We start from the raw sequence: 21,693 nt of genomic DNA, 5'->3' as shown, positions 1-21,693 counted from the left end.
ACCCCTCAGGGGTACACAGTCAAACTGTCGATCGAATGGAATCCCGCATGGATGAGGCGAGCCGGATGCGCACGGATCACGCGACGCACGGATACATCAGCGACAAGGGTGAGTACCTCCGCCGACTCAAGCGCATCGAAGGGCAGGCCCGTGGGCTGCAGAACATGGTCTCCGACGAGAAGTACTGCATCGACATCCTGACCCAGGTCTCCGCGATGACCAGCGCACTCGAGGCGGTCGCGCTCGGGCTGCTGAACGACCACCTCACGCACTGCGTGCTCGTCGCAGCCGAAGAGGGCGGTGAGGAAGCCGAGCAGAAGCTGAAGGAGGCGTCTGCGGCCATCGCACGCCTCGTGCGGTCCTGAAGGACGAGGCACCAGGTACGTGACCGGGTACCCAGTGGGGGTACTAGGCTGTGCGGGGACGGAGGAGTTGAGGCGATGGCGGGAATCCGCGCGTTCGTGCGCACCGAGCTCAACGCCACACGCCTGCTCGTGTCGCTCGCCGTTGCCGTCGCCCTGATCGCAGGGCTGTTGGCCATGCATGTCATCAGCGCCTCCGGAAGCGACCACGCGGTCGCCGGACCCGTGACCATCTCGGAACACGCGCATCACCCCGTCGCTCGCGGGCATGCAGATCCGGGGAAACAGGCAACCCACTTCTCGCCGCGGCACACGGTCAGTGGGGAACCCTGTGACGGCGAATGCGAGATGCCGGCCGGGATGCCCACCCACTCGATGCTGATGGCCGCCTGCGTGCTCGCACTCGTCGGCGCGATCCTGCTGCTGCTGCCACCCGTATCGCGAGCGTGGCCGGCCACCCTCGAGGCGACCCGGATCGCGGCCGCCCGGATCCTTCAAGCGGTTGCGCCGTCACGTCCGCCGTCATTGCACGTCCTCTCGATCAGTCGGACCTGATTCGGCGATCGGCGGGATCAACCCGCACGGTCACTTCGCCCTGCCCGGGCGACGAATCTCCCACTCACGACTGAAACGAAGGACCCCTGATGAAGACTCGCACGTTCACCCTCGCCTCCGCGGCGTTCGTCGCCACCCTGCTCGCGGGCTGTGCCCCGACGACCGGCCCAGGCACCAACCCGATGCCCGGGATGGATCACAGTGCATCCCCGGTGTCGCCCGGCGGCGACCCGACTGAAGCGAACATGAGCGACCAGATGTTCGTGGAGATGATGATCCCCCACCACGAGCAGGCGATCGAGATGTCCGACCTGATCCTGGGCGAGGACGGCGTCGACCCGCGCGTGCTCGACCTGGCGCAGCAGATCAAGGACGCCCAAGGCCCCGAGATCGAGCAGATGAACGGCTGGCTCGAGGACTGGGGCATCCCGACGATGTCCGGCGACGGCATGGATGGCATGGGCCATGGCGACGGCATGATGTCCGATCAGGACATGGCCGAACTCGAGGCGGCCACCGGGAACGACGCCGCACGCCTCTTCCTCGAGCAGATGATCGTCCACCACCAGGGCGCCATCGACATGGCCGAGTCCGAAGTCGAGAACGGTCAGCACCCGGACGTGATCGAGCTGGCAGAGCAGATCATCGACGGGCAGACCGCCGAGATCGCGACGATGGAGCAGCTGCTCACCGAGCTCTGAGACCCGTCGGCGGGGGTCGCGCATCCCGCGGCCCCCGTCCCGGGACCGCACCATGACGAGGAGCCGCGCCCGTGCTCGAAGAGACGGGCGGCATGCATGGAGCAAGGGTTGTCGCGCCCCGTCGGAATCGGGAAGATACCGAGTGAAGGCCCAACCACGACTGGTTGAACCACGAGACAGGAATTCTCCGAGAACTCGGCGCAACGAGGAGGCCGAATGCTCGACTCGCGATTGAGAGCGCAGCTGGAGCGCCACTGGCAGTACTCCGGCAAGGACGAGGACATCGCCCACGAAATCTATGCCGAGGACGCGGTCCTCGAGTTCCCTCAGGGTGGTGAGCGCTACGAGGGTGTTGAGAACTTCCGCGAGTGGCGACGCAAGTATCCAGCAGACGTCGCATTCAAGATGCGGCGCCTCAACCGTTACGGAGATCTCGTCGTCGCCGAACTCTTCATCAGCTATGACGGCGGTCCACCCATGTACACGGTCAACCTCATGGAACTCGACTCAGACGACCTCGTCGTCCACGAGCGCATCTACATCATGGAAGGCTGGGAGGCTCCCGAGTGGAGGGCGCCGTGGCGCTCCGCCACTCCTGCCGACTCGGTCACCTGGGACTGAGACCTTCAACTCCTCTGAGACGGAATTCCCACCGATTCAGGCTGGTGCGGGCTTCGCATGCCGCACTGCCCAATCGAGCGCGAAGTCGGCGATCTGCTCCCATTCAGGTACCGCGGGAAGCAGGTGCGGGCCGTCGTACTCGACGATCTCGGTCGTGGTGTTCGACTTGTAGTGCTTGACGTTCGAGTGACCGACCTTCGGGGGGAAGAGCGGATCCTGCCTCCCTGAGATGAACAGCAGCGGCGCCCGCGCGTCGTTTTCGTAGTCGACGTAGGTGTCGTCCTTCCCCGGGTGGATGTTGGCGAGTGCGCTACCCCAGAAGACCTTCCCGGAGGCCGGGATGTGGTACCGATCGTAAAGGGCTTGCGAATCTGCTTCGCTGAACGTGTTCGCGAAGATCTCGTACCACTGCTCGGGAGTCAGGCCGACTGCCCGGTGCCGGTTCGCCGGGTTCTTCAAGACCGGGAACGAGGACTTGATCTCGGAGAACGGGATGATCTTCACGCCTTCGGTGGGGGCGGAGTTGATCGCCACACCGGCCGCCCCGTAACCGTGGTCGAGCAGGATCTGCGTGAACGCCCCACCGGCCGAATGCCCGATGATGATCGGTGGACGGTCGAGCTTGCCGATCAACTCCTCGAGCATGGTGATGATCTCGGAGACTTCGAGGTTCTCGATGGGTGTCGGGTCCGCACGCAGCGCCTCGACTTCAACCTCGAACCCGGGATATGTCGGCGTGAGGACGGTGTATCCCTTGCCTTCGTAATGGCTCTTCCAGTGTTCCCAACTCCGAGGTGTGACCCAGAATCCGTGGATCAGCACGATCGTGTTCGGGGCTGTGTCTGAGGTGGGATCGGACATGACGCTCTCCTTCGCTCGTCGGACCCTGTCTACCCCTTCGAAGCCCACCCGGGAAGAGAGCAGCTCTCCGTCAGAGCCATCCGGAAGAGTTCACGGGTCGTTCACCGACGAATGATTGCCGCCGACGCCGACCGCGTCGAGAATGCACGCATGGCCGAGCGTGCGGGCACCGACCCGCTTGGCGGGTGACCTCATGGCTTCACCACGGATCTACTCCGCGGAGGATGCGCTCACCGTCACGGCGTTTCCGCTCTCCGACGATGTCGGCTACGTCATCCGGGTGGGCGACGGCGATCTCGACGGCGTGTTCCTGGGATCCGTGTTCCACGAGGAGGGTCGGTGGGAGGCGTTCGCGCCGCCGGGTGCGGACGGCGCGCCGCGGCTGCTCGGCTCCCGCGAGGATCTCGACGACCTGATCACCGACGTCTTCCTCAGCCAGGTGCGCCTCGGCGACGGCTCCGACTGGTGAGCTGAAGGTGGGGTGAGCGTCGGTCGACGCGAGCTCGGCGTCCCGGAGGTCCTGCGGCAGGGCGTCGGCTCGCGACGGTGCTCAGTGCGAGAGGTCGTGCCCCTAGGCGTGCGCGGTGACGTTGCGGATGGTCACGCGGACGCAGACCGGTCCGCTCGCCGGGATGCCATCGCGGACCCGACCGGGTGCTCGCGAGATGGTCACCGTTCCATCGAGCGGTGAGATCGTCAGCGTCAGTGGCGACGCCGTCCGCGTGCCGGCATCGGACGAGCGCGGGATGCGGCGGTGGATCGTGATGGGCTCGACTGGCATGTTCCGAGGTTCGCGGATGCTTGCGGCATCCGTTGGGTCGAACGTCCCGTGGCGTTGCGCGCGGTCGTGCTCACTCAGCGGTCGTGTGCGGCACGATGACGACCGGTCCGCCGGCGTTCAGGAGCAGCTCGCTGTTCGTCCGCCCGAGTGGGCGGAAGCCGCGAGCTCCCGGCTCGGTCGGACGACCGCTGACGGTGAGGACCGCGCGCCCCGAAGCATCGGCGAGCGCCTGCCCGGCAGGAGCGGTGGAGCGCCGGAGCACGACGTCGACCGTGGACGCCTCGCCGGCCGCATCCGTGAGCCTCGACAGCGAACCGTCGTCGAACGGGAGGTCGCGGTCCGACCGGATCACGATGAGCGGCTGGCCGAGGCGAGCCGCTTCCTGGATCGCGAAGCGCACGGCTCCGACCCAACCGGGTGCGTTGCCCGCGCCGACGACCACGCCGCTCCGCCCGTTGCCGGCCGACGCGGTGACGACCGCGACCGGGACCGGTGACATCGCCGCCAGCTGGAGGCCGCGAGCCCCCAGCGCGTGCCCGTGGAAGGAGCCGGTCTTGTGCGAGCCGATGACGACGGACTCGTACGCCGAGGCCGACGTCGCGAGCTCGATCATCGGGCCGCCGACGTCGATGCCCGCGGAGACCGGCACCCCGTCGGTCGCCTGGCGGGCGAACGCCAGCTCACGGGCGGCGAGGCGTTCGGCGTCGCTGCGCAGCTCGCGCAGGTCGCGATCGCTGATCGTGCCCCACTCGTCGTCGACCACGTTCATCAGGTACACCTCGGCACCCAGGTCGCCGGCGCGGACGATCGCCCACGCGATGGCGGCGCGGCTCGCGACCGAGCCGTCGATGCCCACGAGAATCGTCGGATCCATCGGCCCCGCCTCCCGGCTCCTGTCGCTTCCGTCGTCGCCCGCGGCGATTCACGAGGACGGCATGCGGCCATGCTCGCGCCCGCCCGGCTCAGGCGTCGGGCCTTTGGTCCCCCGCTCGGCTGCCGACCCGACCGGCCCGGTGGTAGCCTGCGCTCAAGTCGTCCCGGAGGTGCCATGCCCGGTCAGCGGACCCCCGGCTCCCTCCCCGGAGACCCGGGGTCCGAGCTCGATCGTGCCCTGCACGAGCTCGTCGAGCGCGCCGGCGAGGTCGTGCACTCGCAGGATCGGTTGCGGTCCCTCCTGCGGGCCACCCAGGCCGTCGTCGAACCGCTCGAGCTTCCCGTCGTCCTCGAGCGCATCGTGCAGGCGGCCGTCGAGCTGGTGGACGCGAAGTACGGCGCGCTGGGCGTCATCGCCGAGCACGGCGGGCTCGAGGCGTTCATCCACGTCGGGATCCCCGAGGAGGAGGTGGCGGAGATCGGCCACCTGCCCGAGGGACGCGGCATCCTGGGGGCCCTGATCGACGATCCGAGGCCCATCCGCCTGCGGCACCTCAGCGACGATCCTCGTTCGGTCGGCTTCCCGGTGGGACATCCGCGCATGGAGGGGTTCCTCGGCGTCCCGGTGCGCGTGCGCGACGAGGTCTACGGGAACCTCTACCTCACCGAACCGCGGACGGGCGAGTTCAGCCATGCCGACGAGGAGCTCGTCTCCGCGCTCGCCGCGACCGCGGGGTTCGCGATCGCGAACGCGCGGCTCTACGACGAGACGTTGCTGCGCCAGCAGTGGACGGCGGCCTCGGCGCAGATCGCGTCCGCGCTGCTCGACACCGCCAGCACGGCCGCGCTGCCGCTGCTCGCCGATGAGCTCGCCGCCAGGTCGACGACCGACCGCCTGTGCATCCTCCTCGCGGGCGCCGAGCCGCTGACGCTGCGGGTCGCGGAGGCGCGGGGCTGGGGCGCCGACGACCTGGCCGGTCGTGCCCTGTCGTCGATGGACACCGCCGCCGGGCTGAGTTTCGAGTCGGGCGATGCGCGCGTCGTCCCCGGCAGCCGCGACGCCTCCGCCGTCGACGTGCTCGCGATCGTCCGCGACGGGGCCGCGGGCCCGGTCATGACGGTGCCGCTCACCCACGCGAACAACGTCTGGGCCGTGGTCGCGCTCGCCCGCGAACCTGGCCGAGCGTCGTTCACCCCGGCCGAGCTCGAAATCGCCGGCGACCTCGCGATCCGCGTCGGCCTCGCCATCGAGCTCGCCGAGGCCCGTGAGCAGCGGCAGCGCGAAGAGCTCAGCGAGGACCGGTCCCGGATCGCCCGCGATCTCCACGACCACGTCATCCAGCAGCTGTTCGGCGCGGGGCTCGAACTGCAGTCGCTCGCCGGCGATGCGCAACCGGATGCCGCGGCTCGCCTGCAGGGAGCCATCTCGACGCTCGACGATGCGATCGCGCAGATCCGCACGATCATCTTCGCCCTGCGACCGCGCGGGCCGAAGCGATCGGTGCGGCACCGGATCCTCGACCTGGTGGCGGAGGGGTCGTCGGGATTCCCGCATCCCGTGCCGGTGAGTTTCTCGGGCCCGGTCGACCTCGTCATCGACGGATCCCTCGGCGACGACGTCGCAGCGGTCGTCCGGGAGCTCCTGACGAACGCGGCCCGTCACTCCGACGCCGACCAGATCCGCATCTCCGTGACGGTCGACCCCACCTGGGTTCGAGTCGTGGTCGACGACGACGGCGTCGGCATCCCCGAGCAGGGCAGGCGGAGCGGGTTGGACAACCTCCGGATCCGAGCGGAGCGTCGCGGGGGCACCCTGCGCATCGACTCCGCCCCCGGGATGACCGAGGTCGAATGGCGCGTCCCCTCGCCCGGCGCTCGCTCCGAGACCGACCCCGATGCCATCGGAGGACCCCTGTGACGCGCATCTTCCTCGTCGACGACCACGAGATCGTCCGTCGCGGCATCGCCGAGCTCCTCGATCGCGAGCCCGACCTCGAGGTCGTCGGCGAGGCGGGCGACGTCATGCACGCGCTGCCCCGCATCGCGGCGACGCGCCCCGACGTCGCCGTGCTCGACGTGCGACTGCCCGACGGCGACGGCGTGGAGCTCTGCCGCGAGGTCCGCTCGCGGCATCCCGAGGTGCGCTGCCTCATGCTCACGGCGTACGACGACGACGAGGCGACCATGTCCGCCGTGCTCGCGGGAGCGTCGGGATACGTGCTGAAGAACGTCTCGGGCTCGCGCCTGCTCGAGGACATCCGGGCCGTGGCATCCGGTCGCTCGCTGCTGCACCCCGCGGCCACCCGTCACCTCGCGGAGCGGGCGGAGTCGGACGATCGCGACGATCCCCGGTTCGGCTCCCTGCAGCTCAGGGAGCGGCAGGTGCTGGCGCTCATCGCCGAGGGGCTCACCAACCGGCAGATCGGCGAGCGCCTCGGACTCGCGGAGAAGACCGTGAAGAACTACGTCTCGGGGTTGCTCAGGAAGCTGGGCCTCGAGCGGCGCACGCAGGCGGCGGTCTACGAGCTCGAGCGCCGCGAACCACCGGGGTGACGGGCGACGGCCGTGTGACTTTGGACCCACGTCGGGGCCACGCTCGACGCCATCCTGATCACATGTTCACCAAGGTCATCGCAGGCTGGGACGGCACGACGGGGTCGGAGCGGGCGGCGGACTGGGCCGCCGAGCACTCCGGAGACGCGACGCTCACGCTCATCCACGCCATCGGGGGCAAGCCGACCGGCAACGAGTACCTCCGGGCCTCCGGTGAGCGTTCGGCGGAACGGTCGAGGTTGATGGATGCCGCGGAGCGCCTCAGCACGTCGCATCCGGGCCTCCGCGTGGAGACGGAGACCGTGCACGGCTCGGCGATCGACGCGCTCGGGGAGCGACTCGCCCCCGACGCGCTCGTCGTGGTCGGCGGCCCGGACCACCGCCGGACGACCAGGTGGACCGTCGGGTCCCGCCTGGCGGGCCGCCACGACGGGGGAGCCGTGGCGGTGATCCCCGAGTCCCCGGCGACCGAGCGGCGGGTGGCCATGGTCGCGGGGGTCGACGGCTCGCAGGCGTCGCTCGCCGCCGTGGAGGCCGCGGCGGGCGAGGCCGAACGTCTCGGCGCGCCGCTCGAGATCGTGCATGCGTGGCAGGTGCCGGCCCAATGGGACACGGCCCTGTCGGGATACGGCTCGGACGTCGACACGCTCGAGGGGATCCATCGCGACCTGCTCGACGAGGCCGTGGAATACGCCCGCGGCCTCGGCGCGAAGCCCACCGGCCGGCTCGAGGTCGGCCGCGCGTCCGAGGTGCTGCGCGAGGTCGGCCGCACGGCGCAGCTCGTGGTCGTGGCGAGCCACGGCGCCGGGGCGTTCACGCGGTTCTTCCTCGGTTCGGTCAGCCACGACCTCCTCGTGGAACCGCCCGCGCCCATCATGATCATCACGCCGGGGGCGTGAGCGCACGGGTCATGTGCGCCCTCCCGAGTCGTCGACGAGCAGGACGAGGGAGCCGCTGGACCGCCCCTCCCTGATCGCGTCGATCGCCGTCGCGAGCGAGTCGAACGGCACAGGCGTGGTGGTCGGGCGGAGCCCGAGGTTCCTCGCGAGGTCCAGGAGCCGCCGACCGTCGTCACGGGTGTTGGCCGTGACCGTGCGGAGGTCGCGCTCCCGGAAGAGCGAGGCCTCGTAGGACATCGAGGGGACATCGGTCATCTCGATGCCCGCCAGCACCACCGTGCCGCCGCTGCGCGTCGCGCCGAGCGCGACCGGCACGAGTTCACCCGCCGGGGCGAAGACGATCGCGGCGTCGAGCGGCTGAGGGGGCGTCGCCGTCGCGTCGCCGACGAACTCGGCCCCCAACTCCCGGGCGAGTGCGCGGTTCTGCTCGCCGCGGGTCATCACGAACACCCGCGCGCCGGCCGCACGGGCGATCTGCGCGACGAGGTGGGCGCTGGAGCCGAATCCGTAGAGTCCGAGGCGGCCTCCGGGTGGCAGGTTCGCCCGGCTCAGCGCGCGGAACCCGATGATCCCGGCGCACAGCAGCGGCGCGGTCGAGACCGGATCGGCATCGTCGGCCAGGCGGTAGGCGTACGCGGCGGGTGCGGTGAGGTACTCCGCGAATCCGCCGTCGACATCCCAGCCCGTGTACTCCGATCGCGGGCACAGGTTCTCGGCTCCCGAGCGGCACCACTCGCATTCGCCGCAGGTGCGGTGCAGCCAGGCGACGCCGACGAGCGCCCCGATCGCGAGATCATCGACGCCTGTGCCGAGCTGATCGACCCTGCCGACCACCTGGTGCCCGGGGATGACCTGGCGCCGATGCACGGGGATCTCCTGGTCGACCACGTGCAGGTCGGTCCGGCATATGCCGCAGGCGATGACCCGGACCAGGACCTCGCCGGGCCCGGGTTCGGGCACGGGCGTCTCCACCAGTCGGAGTTCGCCCGACGACGTGCCCGTCCGCCACGCACGCATCGCGACCACGGCGGCGCCTGTTCAGCCCGACGTGGAGGCCTGCATGGCGAAGACGGTCCTGCCCAGGCTCCCGCCCCATTCGCGGGCGCGCTCGAGTTCGCCCTCGACGAGGGTGTTGTCGGTCGTGACGAGGAAGCACTCGGCCTCGACCGCAGGGCGCGGCCACTGGCGCCGCAGCCGGCGCTCGATCCCCGCGGCGGCATCGCCGGAGAAGATCCGGGGGATGTCGACGCGAGTCCCGTAGGCGGCCCACGCGCCTGGGGCGTCCTCGACCGCATCGACCCACTCGCGCACGCCCGCCTCGGCCGCGCCCGGCTCGAGCGTGAGGTGCTTCTCGGGGTCGGCGGCCCACTTCGCGGCATCCGCCCTCGAGGCTGCCCGAGGCAGCGAATGGGCGTGCGTGGGGGCGCCGACGACGACCAGGTCGACGGACTGATGCGAAGCGGATGCCGCGGGCGCGACCCGGACCTGGGTGAAGTCCGACAGGCCCTCGCCGATCGCCTCGGCGATGCGATGCGTGTTCCCGAACATCGACTCGTAGATGACGAGCGCGGTCATGGTGATCTCCCTTCCACGACTCAGCCTTCCGGCATCGGGTCGGCGACGCCGGGGCGAAGGTCCCGCGACGTGCGCGATGAGCTCCTCGCCGTGCCCGCGGGACCTTCGACCCGACGGACGGACGACGGGCGACCGGAGACTGTGGGCGACGAGGAGGCAACCATGTCCACGTATCCCGCTACGACGCCGAGCGAACCGGTCCAGCAGCAGGCCGCGGTGTCCGACCGATCGTTCATCGCGACCTGGATGTTCTCCTGGCTGCTCGGATTCCTCGGGGTCGATCGCTTCTACCTCGGGAAGGTCGGCACCGGGATCGTGAAGCTCCTGACGCTCGGAGGGTTCGGGGTCTGGTGGCTGATCGACCTGATCCTGACGCTCGCCGGCGTGCAGCGCGACAAGGAGGGCCGCCTCCTGCCGGACTTCGAGCAGCACAGGATGGTCGCCTGGATCATCACCGCGGCCGGTTTCGGGCTCTGGATCCTCACGAGCGCCGTCTCACGCGTCTTCGTGTACGTGCCCGAGCAGTTCGGGCCCATGCTGCCGTGGTGGCAGGGGCAGTGACGAGCGGTGGAGTGGGCACGGATGCGACCGCAGGAAGGTGCGGTGGAGGTCATCCGTTCGGGGGTGTTGCGAAGCAATTCGGGCGGGGTCTAGCGTCGGGGCAGGTTCGGCGTGACGGATGACGCCGAGGGACGAAAGGTACGACGATGAACAGTCTCTGGGATTTCCTCGTCTGGCTCTTCTGGATCTACATCGCGATCGCGTGCATCTGGATCTTCATCACGATCTTCATCGACATCTTCCGCGACAAGTCGCTGAACGGCTGGGCCAAGGCCGGCTGGGTGATCTTCCTCGTGTTCCTGCCGTTCCTGGCCGCGCTGGTGTACCTCATCGCCCGCGGCGGCTCCATGGCCGAGCGGCGAGCGGGAGAGATGCGTCAGATGCAGGCGGCGAACGACGACTACATCCGGAGCGTCGCCGGCAGCGGCGGAACCTCCGCGGCATCCGAGATCGCGAACGCCAAGCAGCTGCTCGACTCGGGCGCGATCTCGCAGGCCGAGTACGAACAGCTCAAGGCCAAGGCGCTGAGCAGCTGAGCTGACGGGGCGGCGGCGGCGGTCGACATGCTCGACCGCCGCCGATCCGCGTGTGGCGACTACTCGGAGGCCGCGGGCTGATCCTCGGGCGAGGCGGATCGGCTGGCGCGACGCCACCGCAGGACGAGCACGACCGCGCCGGCCGCGAGGGCGAGCGCGACGAGCAGCGGGATCCACGGGATGGCCCAGCCGAGCCCGCTCGAGCCGACGGCGTCGAGTGGACCGGTCGATCCGGCGGGATCGGTGTAGAGCGGGACCGCCGTCACGGCGACCGACAGCGTGCCCACCTGGGCGACGTCGTCGACGGGCACCGACATGCTCCACGACTCGCCGGGAAGCAGCTCGGGGGTGTTGCCGACGTCGTTCGCCGTGCGAGGGCTGAGACCGAAGGGCCCGCTGAGCGCGACCGATTGCTCGGCGGAAAGCACCGTGTCGCCGGTGTTCCGGACCGTGTAGGTCACCGTCGCCCGCCCCGGGCCGAGGAGCGCGGGGGCGTAGTCGACGCGCACGTCCTCGACGGACATGCGGGGATGGAAGGTGCCGCCCACGTGGAGGCGGACGCGGACGGCCGCTCGATGCTCGACGCCCGGGTCGGCGGATGCCTCGGGGACGGTCGTGACGATGCCGCCGATGTACTCCCCGCGAGCGTCCTCGGGCACCGTGATCGCGAAGGGGACCTCGGCGGACTCGCCGGCCTCGAGGGCCACCTCGGTGGCGGGCAGCGAGAGCCAGGCCCCCACGCCGATCGGCTCGTGGCCGCTCGTTCGCAGGTCGAGCTGTCCGGCGTCGGTCGTGAACGCGTCGGCCGCGTAGAGCCGGACGTCGATGCGGGCGTCGCCCGTGTTCGTGACGAGCAGCCGGTCGTCGATGCGATCGCCTGGCTCGATCGAGTAGTCGTAGTTCGGGCGACCCGCTCCGTACGGTCCGTCGACGGTCGAGACGTCCCAGGCCGCGTCGGACTCGGCGCCGAGTGCGGCGACCGCGGGTCCGGACTCGGCGGCAGCCGGACCGGCCGTCGCGGGTCCGGTGGTGGACGTGACGACGAGCGCGCCGGCCGCGATCGCGGCGGCGAGCCCGGCCGCGGCAGTGCGTGCGGCGACGCGCGCGGTGCGAAGGCCGAGGCGGGCGGGTCGCGGGTGCCGGGCTCGAGGTGCGGAGTCGGTCATGGTGTCGGAGGTCCTGTCGTGTGCGTGGCGGTGCGAGTCGGGGTCCGGATGAACCGTGCGGGTGGGTGGGCGCCGCGGCACCCACCCACCCGGTTGCGTCGGGACGGTCAGTCGATCGTGGTGACCGTCACGTCGTCCTGCTGCGTGGTGACGGCCGGGGCCGTGGAGCCACCGCGCTGCGCGTCGGCCTCGTCGTACGCGTGGATGACGACCTGATCGACGATCGAGCCGACCGGCTGCGCCGGGCTCGCACCCTCGTCAGGACCGCACCAGCTCTCCTGGCCGAGCTCGACGGCCGCGTTGGGCGCCTCGCACGTGCCGCTGCGGATGTTCTCTACCTGGAGGTGCTCGTCGCGCACCGACACCTTCACGTAGCTGCGCACGTGCTCCTGGTTCTCGACCGAGTTGGCCCAGTGGCTCTCGGGGTTGAGCGGGTCGGGACCGAAGTCCGAGCCGACGCGCGGCGCGGTGAGGTCGTAGTACTTCGAACCCGAGGCGGAGTTCGCCGTGACGTAGACGACGCCGCCCGGGCCCTGGAACACGCTGTCGGCACCCGGCTGCTCGTCGGGGTTCGCCTTCTCGCCGTTGCGGATCAGGTAGCTGCGCGAGTACGAGTGGTCGTGTCCCTGGAGCACGAGGTCGACGCCGAGCTCGGAGAACGCGGTCGGGAAGTCCCGACGACGCTCCTGGTTGTCGGAGTCGTTCGCGTGCGAGGCCGGCGAGTAGATCGAGTGGTGGTACACGAGCACGGTGTACTTCGCCTCGTCGCCGTGCTCCGCGATCACGTCGCTGATGTAGCCGATGTGCGCCTCGTCAGCGTCGACCCCGGGCTCGGCGCTCGTGGTGTACGCGTTGCTGTTGAGGTCGATGAAGAGCACGTCCTTGTAGGTGAACCAGTAGTCGCCACCCGACTGCGCGGCCGGGTTGCCGCGGTAGTGCTTGGGCGAGCGGTCGGTGTTCGGCGTCCAGAGGTGCTGCTCGTAGGCCTTGCCGCCGACGTCGTGGTTGCCGATCGTCGCGACCCACGGCACCGAGCGGAGCTGCTCGGGGGCGAGGAACGCCGTCCACTGCGACTCGACGTTCGCGGTCTCGACCTGGTCGCCGCCCGAGACGAGGAGCTCGGCCTCGGGGTTCGCGCCCACGGCGACGTCGAGGGTGTCCTCCCAGCCCGCCTGGTCCTTCGGCACGTTGCCCGACGAGCCGATCTGCGGGTCGCCGAAGAACAGGAAGTCGAAGTTGCCGTCGAACTTCCGGGTCGCGAACTCGTACGCCTCCGACCAGCCGCCGTCGCCGCCGACGCGGTAGGAGTACTTCACGTTCTCGCTGAGGCCGGTGATCACGGAGTGGCCGTTGAAGCCGCCGTTGACCGTGTTGGCGCTCACGACCGCCGGGAAGACCGCGGCGTCGGCCGGGAACTCGCCCTTCTTGATCGCGTTGGTCGGTGCGACCTGCACGACCTGCGCCGTCGACGCCGAGGCGTACCAGTTGACGACGCGCTGCGACTCGTCAGCCCCCGTGAGGAGGATGATGTCGTCGATCGCGGCGGGCTCCGCGGCCTGGGCGGCGCCCACGGCGAAGCCGCCGAGCACCATCGCGGTGCACGCGGCCGCCGCGGCGGCTCCCAGCGCGGCGCGGCGCCGCAGGGGGTGGAATTGCGCACCGACGGTGCGCGGGAATGCCTTCATCGGAGATGACTCCTTTTCGGGGGTTGTGGTGGCCGCAACCGGCCGACGGTCACGTTTGTCCCGGCTCCTGACGACTCGGTGAACCGCGGTGGAACAACGTCGCGCGTGATGTCGAACACTCGAGGGAGAGCGATTTCCGTGCGGTAGAAACGTCGTGTGCCAAGCCGCAGGAGCGACGTCCGTCGTGCCCGTTCCCGTCCCGTCGTCGTCGCGTTCGCGGCATCCGCTGTGCTCGCGCTCGCGCTTGGCGGGTGCGCGACATCCGACGACTGGTCCGCGCCGCGAGCCGATGTCGATCCGGTCGGCGCGCTCGGACCGGGCTTCACCGACCCCGCCGCGCCGCCGTCGCCCGAGGCGACGGTCGCGCCCGAGCCCGGATCCTGGGACGCGGTGCATCCGCCGGCCGGCTATCGCGTCGTGCTGCTCACGGCGGAGTACGACCCGGCGACCGCGCAGCTCGCGAGCGGCGTGTCCGAGTGGGCCTCCGCGGAGCGCGTCAGCCTCAAGCGGGTCGAGGTCTCCGCTCCCGACGGCGCCGTCGGCGGCATCACCGAGGCGATGGACCTCGACCCCGACCTCATCGTCGCGACGGGCCCGGCGCTCGTCGATGCGCTCGCGCTCGTCACGGCGAGCCACCTCGACCGGCAGTTCCTCGTGGTCGGCGCCCAGGTGCCCGAGCCCACGGGCAACGTCACGGCCGCGATCTGGCCGGGAGCGGCATCACGCGGCAGCGAGGTCGCCGACACCGCCGACACGCACGACGAGACGGCCTACTCCAGCGAGCGGGCGGATGCCGCGGTGCGACTCGGGGTCGCGAGCGTGCTGCACGACGTCACGGGCGTCGTCCTGCAGCTCGGCTGACGGGGCCTGCTCACCGCGGGACGCGGCGGAGCTGCACGGCCTGCGCCCGCGGCATCCGTCACCCGATGCCGAGCACGCGCTGCACGAACCAGACGAGGCCCATGATGGCGACGCCGGCGGCGATCGCCACGCCCACCGCGAGGCCGGTCCGCGGCGTGCGTCCGCGCAGGAGGAGCAGCAGCGGGAACACGGCGAGGACGATCGAGACCTGCACCGCCTCGATGCCGACGTTGAAGACGAGCAGCGACAGGAGCAGCGGCCACGAGAACGGCTCGTCGATGCCCAGGGCGCCGGCGAAGCCGAGTCCGTGCATGAGCCCGAAGCCGAACACGACCCCGAGTCGTGCCCAATCGGCCCGGTCGAAGCCGCGCCGGCTCGCGGGCGTCAGGCCCGCGGCCGGGTCGCGGCGCTCGCGCCGGACCCGCCAGAGGTACCACACGGCGACGACCGCGATCGAGAGCGCGATGAGCGGCTCGACGATCTCGCCGGGCGCCGAGACGACGCCCAGGGCGGCGAGGATGAACGTCACCGAGTGCGCGGCCGTGAACGCCGTCGCCGCCAGCACCACGTCGCGGAGGCGTCGCGAGCCCACGATGAGGGCGAGCAGGAAGAGGATGTGGTCGATGCCGTAGAGCAGGTGCTCGGCGCCGAGCACGAAGAAGTGCGACAGGCGCTCGGCGAGCGCCTGCTCGGTGCTGAAGACCGGCGACTCGCGGTCGAGCGTGGCGTTGCCCGTGCGTCCGTCGAGGTCGTACTCGAGGATCGCGACGGTGCCCTGCACGTACGCCTCCTCGTCGGGGAACAGCGCGCTCCGGAACTCGTGCGCCGCGGCCGGCTCGCAGGCGTGGTCGAGCGTGAGCACCGCGTACGGCACGCCCTGGCGTTCGACGACGTCGAGGTCGCCGACCCGGGTGGGCACGCACGGCTGCCCGGCGGCGCTCACCTCGAAGCGGTCGGTCACGTAGTCGACGATCTCGTCGGCGTGCGCGTCGAGGGCCGACTTCTCGTCGCCCGTCTGGAACACGTCCATGCCGTCCTCGAAGACCTGCGGTGCGTCCTCGTAATCCGCGACCGAGACGACGAGCAGGTCGTACTCGAGTTCGAGTTCGGTGCGCACCGCGTCGTTCCCCGTCGAGGAGGCGTTCGCGTAGACGACGGTCGAGAAGCCGTGCGCGTCGGCGGGGGAGGCGGAGAGCGAGATCAGCGATGCGGCGATGAGGGACGTGACGGCGAGAGCGAACGCGGCGGCATGACGGCGAATGCCGGGGGTGGGGGACATCGGGCTCCTTCGTGGCACGCCGATGCTCGCCGAGGCGGTTGAACGGGACCCGGCCGGGTGAAGAACACCCGGCGAACCGCGCCGGTGCGGTGGGGCAACCGCATTCCGCCTCGGTCCCCAGGTTCGGCGTGCGCGGAGGCCCTCAGCCCGCCGCCCGCGGCACCGCGTATGCGATGTGCACTCGGTCGATGCGGCCGTCGAACGCGAAGGGCATGCGCTCGGCGTAGTGGCGCGACACGGCGCCGCCGTACGCGCGGCCGATGTCGAGGCAGTCGTTCGCCGAGAACAGCAGCGGTGCGCTCACGGGCACCGTGCCCGAGCCGACCTCGGTGCCGTCCACCCGGAGCACGACCCGCAACGGACCGCCCGGCCGGGGTTCGAGGTACGTCGTCTCGACCTCGATCGCGACGTCGCCCGCGGGGATCGGCGACGTCGACGCGATGATCGTTCGCTGGATGAGGAAGAGGTTGTACTCGTAGGTGAGCACGCCGTCGGCGAGGAAGCAGGTGAGCCCGCCGCCCGCGCCGCCGAGCTTGTAGAGCACGCCGTTCGCGCGATCGCCGAGGTGCAGCTGCATCGTGACGGTGTTCGGGCGGTTGCCGAGCGCCGGCGCGCAGAACTCGGGCACGCGCACGGTGTCACCGCTCAGTTCCCACTCGGTGTAGGGCGGGCTGATCCGATCCTCGGGGTGCAGCGCCGGCACCCAGAGCCCGCCGCCGATGGGCAGTGCGTCATTCCGTGCCGCCTCGATGGCGAACAGCTCCTTCAGCTCGGCGAGCTTCTCGGGTTGCTCAGCGGCGAGGTCTCGGGCCTGGCTCCAGTCGTGGTCGAGGTCGTAGAGCTCCCACGGGTCCTGGTCGGGCGTCCACGTCGCGATGCCGGGGGGTGCGCCGGGCACCCACGGCAGGCGCGGGCCGAGCGCCGACGCCATCCACCCATCGGAGTAGACGGCACGGCTGCCCATGATCTCGAAGTACTGCGTGCGACGGCGGCCCGCGGCATCCGCGTCGTCGATCGAGTACGCGAGGCTGATGCCGTCGATCGGGTCCTGCGGGATGCCGTTGACGGAGTCAGGGTGGGAGATGCCGATGATCTCGTAGATCGTCGGCACGACGTCGACGACGTGGTGGAACTGCGTCCTCGGCACCGGGTCGGGCTCGATGCGACCGTTCCACTGCACGAACATCGGGTTGCGCGTGCCCCCGAGGTGCGACGCGAGCAGCTTCATCCCCTGGTACGGCGACGAGCCCGCCCATGCCCAGGCGGCGTGGTACTGGTTGTCGGTGGCCGGCGTTCCGAGCGCGTCGAGCCCGCCGAGCTCCTCGAGCGCCGCGATGTGCTGGTCGACCGTCGACGGGATCATGTTCTGCGCGAGCAGTTCGCTGATGGTGCCGTTCTGGCCCTCGCCCGACGACCCGTTGTCGCCCCAGATGTAGACGATGATCGTGTCGTCGCCGTAGCCGAGTCGTTCGAGCTCGTCGATGAGCCGGCCGGCCTGCACGTCGGCGTGCTCGCCGAAGCCCGCAGCGACCTCCATGAGGCGGCGCTGGAACGGCTTCTGGTGCTCGGGGATGTCGTCCCACGCCGCGAGGCTCTCGGGCCGCGGGGTGAGCTCCGCGTCGGCGGGGATCCACCCGGCGGCCTTGGCGCCCTCGTGGGCGCGCTCGCGGTAGGCGTCCCAGCCGTCGTCGAACGCACCCGAGTACCGGTCGGCCCATTCCTTCATGATGTGGTGCGGGCCGTGCAGCGCGCCCGTCGCCCAGTACATGAAGAACGGCTGGTCGGGCTTCAGTGCCTTGTGGTTGCGCAGCCAGGCCATCGCGTCGTCGGCGATGTCCTCACTGAGGTGGTAGCCCTCCTCGGGCGTCTTCGGCGGCAGCACCGACGTGGTGTTGCGCACGAGGTTGGGCTCGTACTGGGATGCCTCGCCGGCGAGGAACCCGTAGAAGTACTCGAACCCGTAGCCGGTCGGCCAGCGATCGAACGGCCCGGCGACCGTGGTCTCCTCGGCCGGAGTGTTGTGCCACTTTCCCCAGGCGCCCGTGGCGTAGCCGTACTGCCTGAGCACCTCCGCCACGGTCGCGCTGCTCTTCGGGATGTGGCCGGAGTAGCCGTCCCAGTCGTTGGCGAGCTCGGCGATCTGACCGTTGCCGACTCGGTGGTGGTTGCGGCCGGTGAGGAGCGACGCACGCGTCGGCGAGCACATGGCCGTCGTGTGGAACCGGTTGTAGCCGACGCCCCGCGCGCGCACCCGGTCGAGCGTCGGCGTGCGCACGGCACCGCCGAGCGTCGTCGGCAGCGCCGGCCCCACATCGTCGATCAGGATGACGAGCACGTTCGGGGCGTCGGCCGGCAGGTGATGCTCGGGCGGGTTCGGGCTGTACGTGGACTCCTGCATGGTGCGTCCGGCGATGCTGCCCGATGCCGCCGGCGGGAACGGCAGGGTCCTCGCCGGCGGCAGGGGCGAACCGATCACCGAATCGCGCGTCTCATCCGTCATCTCACGTCCGCCCTTCCCCACGAACCCGAATTCCTGCTGCCCCGGCGGCCGTCAGCCGGCCAGTGCCTTCGCCTTGAGGGCGTCGAACTCGGCCTGCGTGATGGTCCCGGCGGTCAGCAGCTGCTGCGCCTTCTCGATCTCGGCGCTCGGCGAGGAGCCGGAGCCGCTGACGCTGCGGATGTAGTCCGCGTTGGCTTGCTGTGCGTCTCGGACGCGTGCCATGTTGCGCTCGGCCATCCCGCGGCCGCGCGCGATCAGGTAGACCAGCGCCGCCAGGAACGGCAGGAACACGAGGAAGATCAGCCACAGCGCCTTGCCCCACCCGTTGAGGGTGTGGTCGCGGAAGATGTCGATCACGATCGAGATGAAGATCCAGATGCACGCGAAGAGGATGTACACCCAGAAGAGCCAGACCAGGAATTCCCAGAAGTTCATCGTCCTGCCTTTCGTCGTGCGGTCGTGGCCCAAGCCGGACACGCCGTCGCGGGAACCGTACTGCCGCGCTCGCCGGGGCCACATCATGCGAATCGCGTGAAGCCGTCGAGCGGGCGGGATCATACGATTCGCGTGATGCGGGCGGGACATCCGTCGAATGGAATGTGGGCGTCCTCATGGTTGCCGGACGTCGACGGGGGGAGGGACGCTGGTGGACTACACCGAACGGCTGCGTCGGCTGACGATCAACGACCATCGTCTCGGGGAGGCCGGAGAGGCGGATGAGCTCGACCGCAAGACGCTCGCGCTCATCCGCATCGCCGCGCTCGTGGCCGTCGGCGGTGCCGAGCCTTCGTTCGGCGCCGAGGCGGATGCCGCGGTGAGCGCCGGGGCGACGCCGAGCGAGATCGTGGATGTGCTGGCGGGAGTCGTTCCCGTGATCGGCCTCCCGCTCGTGGTGGCCGCCGCGCCGAAGCTCGCGCTGGCCCTCGGCTGCGATGTGGGGCTCGCCCCCGACGACACATTCTGATCGGTCGGCAGCGATCGGCGTCGAGGCGGGGGTGTCAGGCGCCGAGCAGTCCGATCACGATGGCCCGTTCGACTGCTTCGTTCCGCGTGGTCACCTGCAGCTTGCGGTAGATCGACCCGACCTCGGAGCTGACGGTGTTGCGGGAGATGAACAGGCGTCGCCCGATCTCGCTCAGCGTGAGGTGGGTCTGCAGGTAGGGCAGGAGTCGCAGTTCCGCGGGGGTCAGCGGGGTGCTGCCGGCGGCTGCGGGTCGCCCGTGCACCTCTCGCTTGAACGCGGCGATCTCGTCGGCGAGCGCGCCGAGGTCGTGGCACCGGTCGAGGAGGTCGTCGATCTCCCGCAGCAGGTGGTTCGTGGTGACGCCGTCGCCCAGCGCCGTGGATGCGACCGCGAGCTGCAGCCGGACCCGCAAGGACACGAACGGCATGGCGTACGTGCAGCCCACCCGCGCCCGCATGCCCCTGGCGAGCAGGCGCTCGGCCGCGGGCCGATCGCCACGATGGACGGCGACCGAGGCGCCGACGGCGAGCGCCAGCGCGGTCGTCGGGTACCCCTCCATGTGGAACGCATCGATGGCGTCGAGCGCCACTCCGGCGTGACGTTCAGCGTCCGACCAGCGCTGCTCCCGAGCGGCGAGGATCGCGAGCTCCGCCTCGCTCAGCAGCACCGCGTCGGTGGTCCCGACCTGCGGCGCCAGCGCCGCAGCCCCCTCGAACGAGGATCTCGCAGTGTCGAGGTCGCCGTTCAACAGGGAGACCTCGGCCGAGAGGTAGAGCGCGAGGTCGCGCCACGGGCTCCACGGCGGTTCGCTCGCGACGGCCAGCGCCGCGTCGGCGAGCGCGCGCTCCCGGCCGTGCGCGTACATGGCGGTTCGCAGCATGGCGCGTGCGGACTCGAACGCCGGAAGGTCGTCGACCGCGTCGCCGTCGAAGCGGATGCGCTCGATCATCGCCGCCCAGCGCTCCGCCTCGGCGGACGCGCCGGTGAGCACCGCCGCCCAGCCCGCGAGGATCGCGAGTGGCGGGTATGCGCTGATGGCCGCATCGCCGAGCTCGGTGAGCCATCGGGTGACGACACTCACCTGGCCGACTAGGTAGGTCGGCCGGGCCAGGGCGGCCACCAGGTGGGCCGCACGGGGCCGATCTCCGGCGGCCAGCAGGTGCTCGATCGCCTGGGCCGGCAGGCCGTGCTCCTCGTACCACGCCGCGGCGGCGAGATGCAGTCGCAGGACCGAGCCGTTCTCCGACGCCCCGAGCTCCCCGAGGAGGAACTCCCGGAACAGCGCGTGATACCGGTACCAGCCGCGCCGACGGTCGAGGGGCACGAGGAACAGCCCGTGAGCCTCGAGCTCCCGCAGGAGGGTGCTCGAGTCGGCCCGATCGAGCACCGCGTCGCACACCGGACCGGACAGCTGCTCGAGGATCGCCGTGCGACGGAGGAACCGCTGCGACTCCTCGGGCAGGCTCCGCACGCATTCGCGATAGAGGTAGTCCGCCACGAACCGGTCGTCACCCGTCACCGACGACGGGTCCCCGCCGTCCCGTGCGAGCAGGGCTGCGAGGAACAGGCCGGTCGGCCACCCCTCGCTCCGAGCCACGAGCGCGTCGAGCTCGGGCTCCGCGATGTCGACGCCGGCGCCGTCGAAGATCACTCGTGCCGCCGCGGCATCCGCCCGGAGTTCGTCGGCGCCGATCTCGAACGCCCGGCCCTCCACCCGTCGTCGGGCGAGGTGGGACTGCTCGTGTCGGCCGGCCAGCACCAATTGGGAGCCGTCGGGGACGCCCGCGAGCGCCACCTCGAGTACGTCCTGGCAGGCCGGCGAGTCGGCCTCGTGGAGATCGTCGACGACGAGGAGGAACGGGGCCGCGGCGTGGGACATCGCCGCGGCGAGCAGCGGCGCCGAGCGGCCCAGCGAGGCGGCGCCCTGGCCGCGCATCTCGGCGACCACCTCGGCCTGACCGGGGAAGATCCGCGCGAAGGCCATCGCCAGGAGGGTGAGCAGCGCGGCCGGATCGTCGTCGAAGCGGTCGAGCGACACCCAGCCCACCGCGCGGGCATCGGTCGAGGCCCACTCGGCGAGCAGCGTGGTCTTGCCGTAGCCCGCCGGGGCTGTGACGGCGACGACCCGTGCGCCGCTGCCCGCCGCGCGCTCGATGAGCGGGCGCCGGCTCGCGAGCCCGGGTCGTCGCGGCGGCGGGCTGAACTTCGCGTCCAGCAGTTCGCGGTCGAGCGCAGGCGAAGCGGAGACAGCCCCCCCCCCGGTTCTCGTCGACCACGTTCGCATCCTACGGTCGGCGCTTCCGGGCCTCAAGGATGCCCCTCAGGTCGTCACGGACTCGCAGTGGTCGGGTCCCGACGTT

At 70.7% G+C, this 21,693-nt stretch carries 23 protein-coding genes; 12 read left to right on the top strand and 11 right to left on the bottom strand.

Features of this window, described 5'->3' with window-relative positions; all coding sequences use genetic code 11:
- Positions 1-47 precede the first annotated feature (47 nt).
- The 4 genes from ACWEOH_RS19260 to ACWEOH_RS19245 all read left to right on the top strand — a co-directional run bounded on the left by ACWEOH_RS19260 (position 48) and on the right by ACWEOH_RS19245 (position 2,239).
- Positions 48-365 carry a metal-sensitive transcriptional regulator gene (locus ACWEOH_RS19260; RefSeq protein ID WP_452033720.1) on the top strand — a complete coding sequence of 106 codons (318 nt, stop codon included), beginning with the start codon at positions 48-50 and terminating at the stop codon, positions 363-365.
- Between the two features lie 75 nt (positions 366-440).
- Complete coding sequence (locus ACWEOH_RS19255) at positions 441-917, top strand: DUF6153 family protein (protein ID WP_452033718.1); 477 nt, start codon at positions 441-443, stop codon at positions 915-917.
- Between the two features lie 89 nt (positions 918-1,006).
- Positions 1,007-1,618, top strand: coding sequence for a DUF305 domain-containing protein (locus ACWEOH_RS19250; RefSeq protein WP_452033716.1), 612 nt, complete (start codon positions 1,007-1,009; stop codon positions 1,616-1,618).
- Positions 1,619-1,834: 216 nt separating this feature from the next.
- Positions 1,835-2,239, top strand: coding sequence for a nuclear transport factor 2 family protein (locus tag ACWEOH_RS19245; protein ID WP_452033714.1), 405 nt, complete (start codon positions 1,835-1,837; stop codon positions 2,237-2,239).
- Positions 2,240-2,275: 36 nt separating this feature from the next.
- Here the strand turns inward: ACWEOH_RS19245 and ACWEOH_RS19240 are convergent, their stop codons facing one another.
- Entirely contained in the window at positions 2,276-3,100 is an 825-nt protein-coding gene (locus tag ACWEOH_RS19240; protein WP_452033712.1) for an alpha/beta hydrolase, read from the bottom strand.
- A gap of 193 nt (positions 3,101-3,293) precedes the next feature.
- Here ACWEOH_RS19240 and ACWEOH_RS19235 point away from each other — a divergent pair, with 193 nt between their 5' ends.
- Positions 3,294-3,569 (top strand): hypothetical protein, encoded by a 276-nt coding sequence (locus ACWEOH_RS19235; RefSeq protein ID WP_452033710.1) that lies wholly within the window; start codon positions 3,294-3,296, stop codon positions 3,567-3,569.
- A 102-nt stretch (positions 3,570-3,671) separates the two neighbouring features.
- Here the strand turns inward: ACWEOH_RS19235 and ACWEOH_RS19230 are convergent, their stop codons facing one another.
- Together ACWEOH_RS19230 and ACWEOH_RS19225 are read right to left on the bottom strand one after the other, a co-directional pair.
- Entirely contained in the window at positions 3,672-3,881 is a 210-nt protein-coding gene (locus ACWEOH_RS19230) for a hypothetical protein (protein WP_452033708.1), read from the bottom strand.
- 70 nt (positions 3,882-3,951) lie between these two features.
- Positions 3,952-4,755 (bottom strand): universal stress protein, encoded by an 804-nt coding sequence (locus ACWEOH_RS19225; RefSeq protein ID WP_452033706.1) that lies wholly within the window; start codon positions 4,753-4,755, stop codon positions 3,952-3,954.
- 174 nt (positions 4,756-4,929) lie between these two features.
- Between ACWEOH_RS19225 and ACWEOH_RS19220 the strand changes: the two genes are divergently transcribed.
- The 3 genes from ACWEOH_RS19220 to ACWEOH_RS19210 all read left to right on the top strand — a co-directional run bounded on the left by ACWEOH_RS19220 (position 4,930) and on the right by ACWEOH_RS19210 (position 8,206).
- Positions 4,930-6,672: a sensor histidine kinase gene (locus ACWEOH_RS19220; RefSeq protein ID WP_452033704.1), complete on the top strand. Its 1,743-nt coding sequence runs from the start codon at positions 4,930-4,932 to the stop codon at positions 6,670-6,672.
- Entirely contained in the window at positions 6,669-7,307 is a 639-nt protein-coding gene (locus tag ACWEOH_RS19215; protein ID WP_452033702.1) for a response regulator, read from the top strand. The genes ACWEOH_RS19220 and ACWEOH_RS19215 overlap by 4 nt, the downstream gene beginning before the upstream one ends.
- Before the next feature lie 62 nt (positions 7,308-7,369).
- Positions 7,370-8,206, top strand: coding sequence for a universal stress protein (locus ACWEOH_RS19210; protein ID WP_452033700.1), 837 nt, complete (start codon positions 7,370-7,372; stop codon positions 8,204-8,206).
- 9 nt (positions 8,207-8,215) lie between these two features.
- On the opposite strand, the gene ACWEOH_RS19205 is transcribed toward ACWEOH_RS19210, so the two are convergent.
- A complete protein-coding gene (locus tag ACWEOH_RS19205; protein WP_452033922.1) occupies positions 8,216-9,223 on the bottom strand; it encodes a zinc-dependent alcohol dehydrogenase family protein in 1,008 nt (335 codons plus the stop codon).
- Positions 9,224-9,244: 21 nt separating this feature from the next.
- Positions 9,245-9,781, bottom strand: a complete 537-nt coding sequence (locus ACWEOH_RS19200; protein ID WP_452033699.1) for a flavodoxin family protein — start codon at positions 9,779-9,781, stop codon at positions 9,245-9,247.
- 162 nt (positions 9,782-9,943) lie between these two features.
- On the opposite strand from ACWEOH_RS19200, the gene ACWEOH_RS19195 reads away from it, so the two are divergent.
- Complete coding sequence (locus tag ACWEOH_RS19195) at positions 9,944-10,342, top strand: TM2 domain-containing protein (protein ID WP_452033697.1); 399 nt, start codon at positions 9,944-9,946, stop codon at positions 10,340-10,342.
- A 146-nt stretch (positions 10,343-10,488) separates the two neighbouring features.
- Positions 10,489-10,878, top strand: a complete 390-nt coding sequence (locus ACWEOH_RS19190) for an SHOCT domain-containing protein (RefSeq protein ID WP_452033695.1) — start codon at positions 10,489-10,491, stop codon at positions 10,876-10,878.
- Positions 10,879-10,937: 59 nt separating this feature from the next.
- Here the strand turns inward: ACWEOH_RS19190 and ACWEOH_RS19185 are convergent, their stop codons facing one another.
- Positions 10,938-12,044 carry a WxL protein peptidoglycan domain-containing protein gene (locus ACWEOH_RS19185; RefSeq protein WP_452033693.1) on the bottom strand — a complete coding sequence of 369 codons (1,107 nt, stop codon included), beginning with the start codon at positions 12,042-12,044 and terminating at the stop codon, positions 10,938-10,940.
- A gap of 107 nt (positions 12,045-12,151) precedes the next feature.
- Positions 12,152-13,729 carry a metallophosphoesterase gene (locus tag ACWEOH_RS19180; protein WP_452033691.1) on the bottom strand — a complete coding sequence of 526 codons (1,578 nt, stop codon included), beginning with the start codon at positions 13,727-13,729 and terminating at the stop codon, positions 12,152-12,154.
- Between the two features lie 156 nt (positions 13,730-13,885).
- Between ACWEOH_RS19180 and ACWEOH_RS19175 the strand changes: the two genes are divergently transcribed.
- Positions 13,886-14,590 (top strand): hypothetical protein, encoded by a 705-nt coding sequence (locus ACWEOH_RS19175; RefSeq protein ID WP_452033689.1) that lies wholly within the window; start codon positions 13,886-13,888, stop codon positions 14,588-14,590.
- A 58-nt stretch (positions 14,591-14,648) separates the two neighbouring features.
- Here the strand turns inward: ACWEOH_RS19175 and ACWEOH_RS19170 are convergent, their stop codons facing one another.
- The 3 genes from ACWEOH_RS19170 to ACWEOH_RS19160 all read right to left on the bottom strand — a co-directional run bounded on the left by ACWEOH_RS19170 (position 14,649) and on the right by ACWEOH_RS19160 (position 18,804).
- Positions 14,649-15,869 carry a HupE/UreJ family protein gene (locus ACWEOH_RS19170; protein WP_452033687.1) on the bottom strand — a complete coding sequence of 407 codons (1,221 nt, stop codon included), beginning with the start codon at positions 15,867-15,869 and terminating at the stop codon, positions 14,649-14,651.
- 142 nt (positions 15,870-16,011) lie between these two features.
- Positions 16,012-18,369 carry an arylsulfatase gene (locus tag ACWEOH_RS19165; RefSeq protein ID WP_452033685.1) on the bottom strand — a complete coding sequence of 786 codons (2,358 nt, stop codon included), beginning with the start codon at positions 18,367-18,369 and terminating at the stop codon, positions 16,012-16,014.
- A 51-nt stretch (positions 18,370-18,420) separates the two neighbouring features.
- Positions 18,421-18,804: an SHOCT domain-containing protein gene (locus ACWEOH_RS19160; protein ID WP_452033683.1), complete on the bottom strand. Its 384-nt coding sequence runs from the start codon at positions 18,802-18,804 to the stop codon at positions 18,421-18,423.
- Positions 18,805-19,015: 211 nt separating this feature from the next.
- Here ACWEOH_RS19160 and ACWEOH_RS19155 point away from each other — a divergent pair, with 211 nt between their 5' ends.
- Positions 19,016-19,333 (top strand): carboxymuconolactone decarboxylase family protein, encoded by a 318-nt coding sequence (locus tag ACWEOH_RS19155; protein WP_452033681.1) that lies wholly within the window; start codon positions 19,016-19,018, stop codon positions 19,331-19,333.
- A 34-nt stretch (positions 19,334-19,367) separates the two neighbouring features.
- On the opposite strand, the gene ACWEOH_RS19150 is transcribed toward ACWEOH_RS19155, so the two are convergent.
- The gene (locus ACWEOH_RS19150) at positions 19,368-21,617 is read right to left on the bottom strand and encodes an AAA family ATPase (protein ID WP_452033679.1); all 2,250 of its coding nucleotides are present in this window, start codon (positions 21,615-21,617) and stop codon (positions 19,368-19,370) included.
- Between the last annotated feature and the right edge of the window lie 76 nt (positions 21,618-21,693).

Source organism: Agromyces sp. NPDC004153 (genome assembly GCF_053603635.1).
Note: the sequence above shows the minus strand (reverse complement) of the source record. Positions and strands in the feature narration are given on the sequence as shown.

What these genes read in the sequence shown, in the direction of transcription:
- ACWEOH_RS19165 (WP_452033685.1), bottom strand. Translation starts at nt 18,369, where the DNA reads ATGACGGATGAGACGCGCGATTCGGTGATCGGTTCGCCCCTGCCGCCG.
- ACWEOH_RS19220 (WP_452033704.1), top strand. Translation starts at nt 4,930, where the DNA reads ATGCCCGGTCAGCGGACCCCCGGCTCCCTCCCCGGAGACCCGGGGTCC.
- ACWEOH_RS19150 (WP_452033679.1), bottom strand. Translation starts at nt 21,617, where the DNA reads ATGCGAACGTGGTCGACGAGAACCGGGGGGGGGGCTGTCTCCGCTTCG.
- ACWEOH_RS19250 (WP_452033716.1), top strand. Translation starts at nt 1,007, where the DNA reads ATGAAGACTCGCACGTTCACCCTCGCCTCCGCGGCGTTCGTCGCCACC.
- ACWEOH_RS19210 (WP_452033700.1), top strand. Translation starts at nt 7,370, where the DNA reads ATGTTCACCAAGGTCATCGCAGGCTGGGACGGCACGACGGGGTCGGAG.
- ACWEOH_RS19185 (WP_452033693.1), bottom strand. Translation starts at nt 12,044, where the DNA reads ATGACCGACTCCGCACCTCGAGCCCGGCACCCGCGACCCGCCCGCCTC.
- ACWEOH_RS19235 (WP_452033710.1), top strand. Translation starts at nt 3,294, where the DNA reads ATGGCTTCACCACGGATCTACTCCGCGGAGGATGCGCTCACCGTCACG.
- ACWEOH_RS19260 (WP_452033720.1), top strand. Translation starts at nt 48, where the DNA reads ATGGATGAGGCGAGCCGGATGCGCACGGATCACGCGACGCACGGATAC.
- ACWEOH_RS19195 (WP_452033697.1), top strand. Translation starts at nt 9,944, where the DNA reads ATGTCCACGTATCCCGCTACGACGCCGAGCGAACCGGTCCAGCAGCAG.
- ACWEOH_RS19240 (WP_452033712.1), bottom strand. Translation starts at nt 3,100, where the DNA reads ATGTCCGATCCCACCTCAGACACAGCCCCGAACACGATCGTGCTGATC.
- ACWEOH_RS19170 (WP_452033687.1), bottom strand. Translation starts at nt 15,869, where the DNA reads ATGTCCCCCACCCCCGGCATTCGCCGTCATGCCGCCGCGTTCGCTCTC.
- ACWEOH_RS19190 (WP_452033695.1), top strand. Translation starts at nt 10,489, where the DNA reads ATGAACAGTCTCTGGGATTTCCTCGTCTGGCTCTTCTGGATCTACATC.
- ACWEOH_RS19225 (WP_452033706.1), bottom strand. Translation starts at nt 4,755, where the DNA reads ATGGATCCGACGATTCTCGTGGGCATCGACGGCTCGGTCGCGAGCCGC.
- ACWEOH_RS19160 (WP_452033683.1), bottom strand. Translation starts at nt 18,804, where the DNA reads ATGAACTTCTGGGAATTCCTGGTCTGGCTCTTCTGGGTGTACATCCTC.
- ACWEOH_RS19200 (WP_452033699.1), bottom strand. Translation starts at nt 9,781, where the DNA reads ATGACCGCGCTCGTCATCTACGAGTCGATGTTCGGGAACACGCATCGC.
- ACWEOH_RS19180 (WP_452033691.1), bottom strand. Translation starts at nt 13,729, where the DNA reads ATGAAGGCATTCCCGCGCACCGTCGGTGCGCAATTCCACCCCCTGCGG.
- ACWEOH_RS19205 (WP_452033922.1), bottom strand. Translation starts at nt 9,223, where the DNA reads ATGCGTGCGTGGCGGACGGGCACGTCGTCGGGCGAACTCCGACTGGTG.
- ACWEOH_RS19255 (WP_452033718.1), top strand. Translation starts at nt 441, where the DNA reads ATGGCGGGAATCCGCGCGTTCGTGCGCACCGAGCTCAACGCCACACGC.
- ACWEOH_RS19245 (WP_452033714.1), top strand. Translation starts at nt 1,835, where the DNA reads ATGCTCGACTCGCGATTGAGAGCGCAGCTGGAGCGCCACTGGCAGTAC.
- ACWEOH_RS19230 (WP_452033708.1), bottom strand. Translation starts at nt 3,881, where the DNA reads ATGCCAGTCGAGCCCATCACGATCCACCGCCGCATCCCGCGCTCGTCC.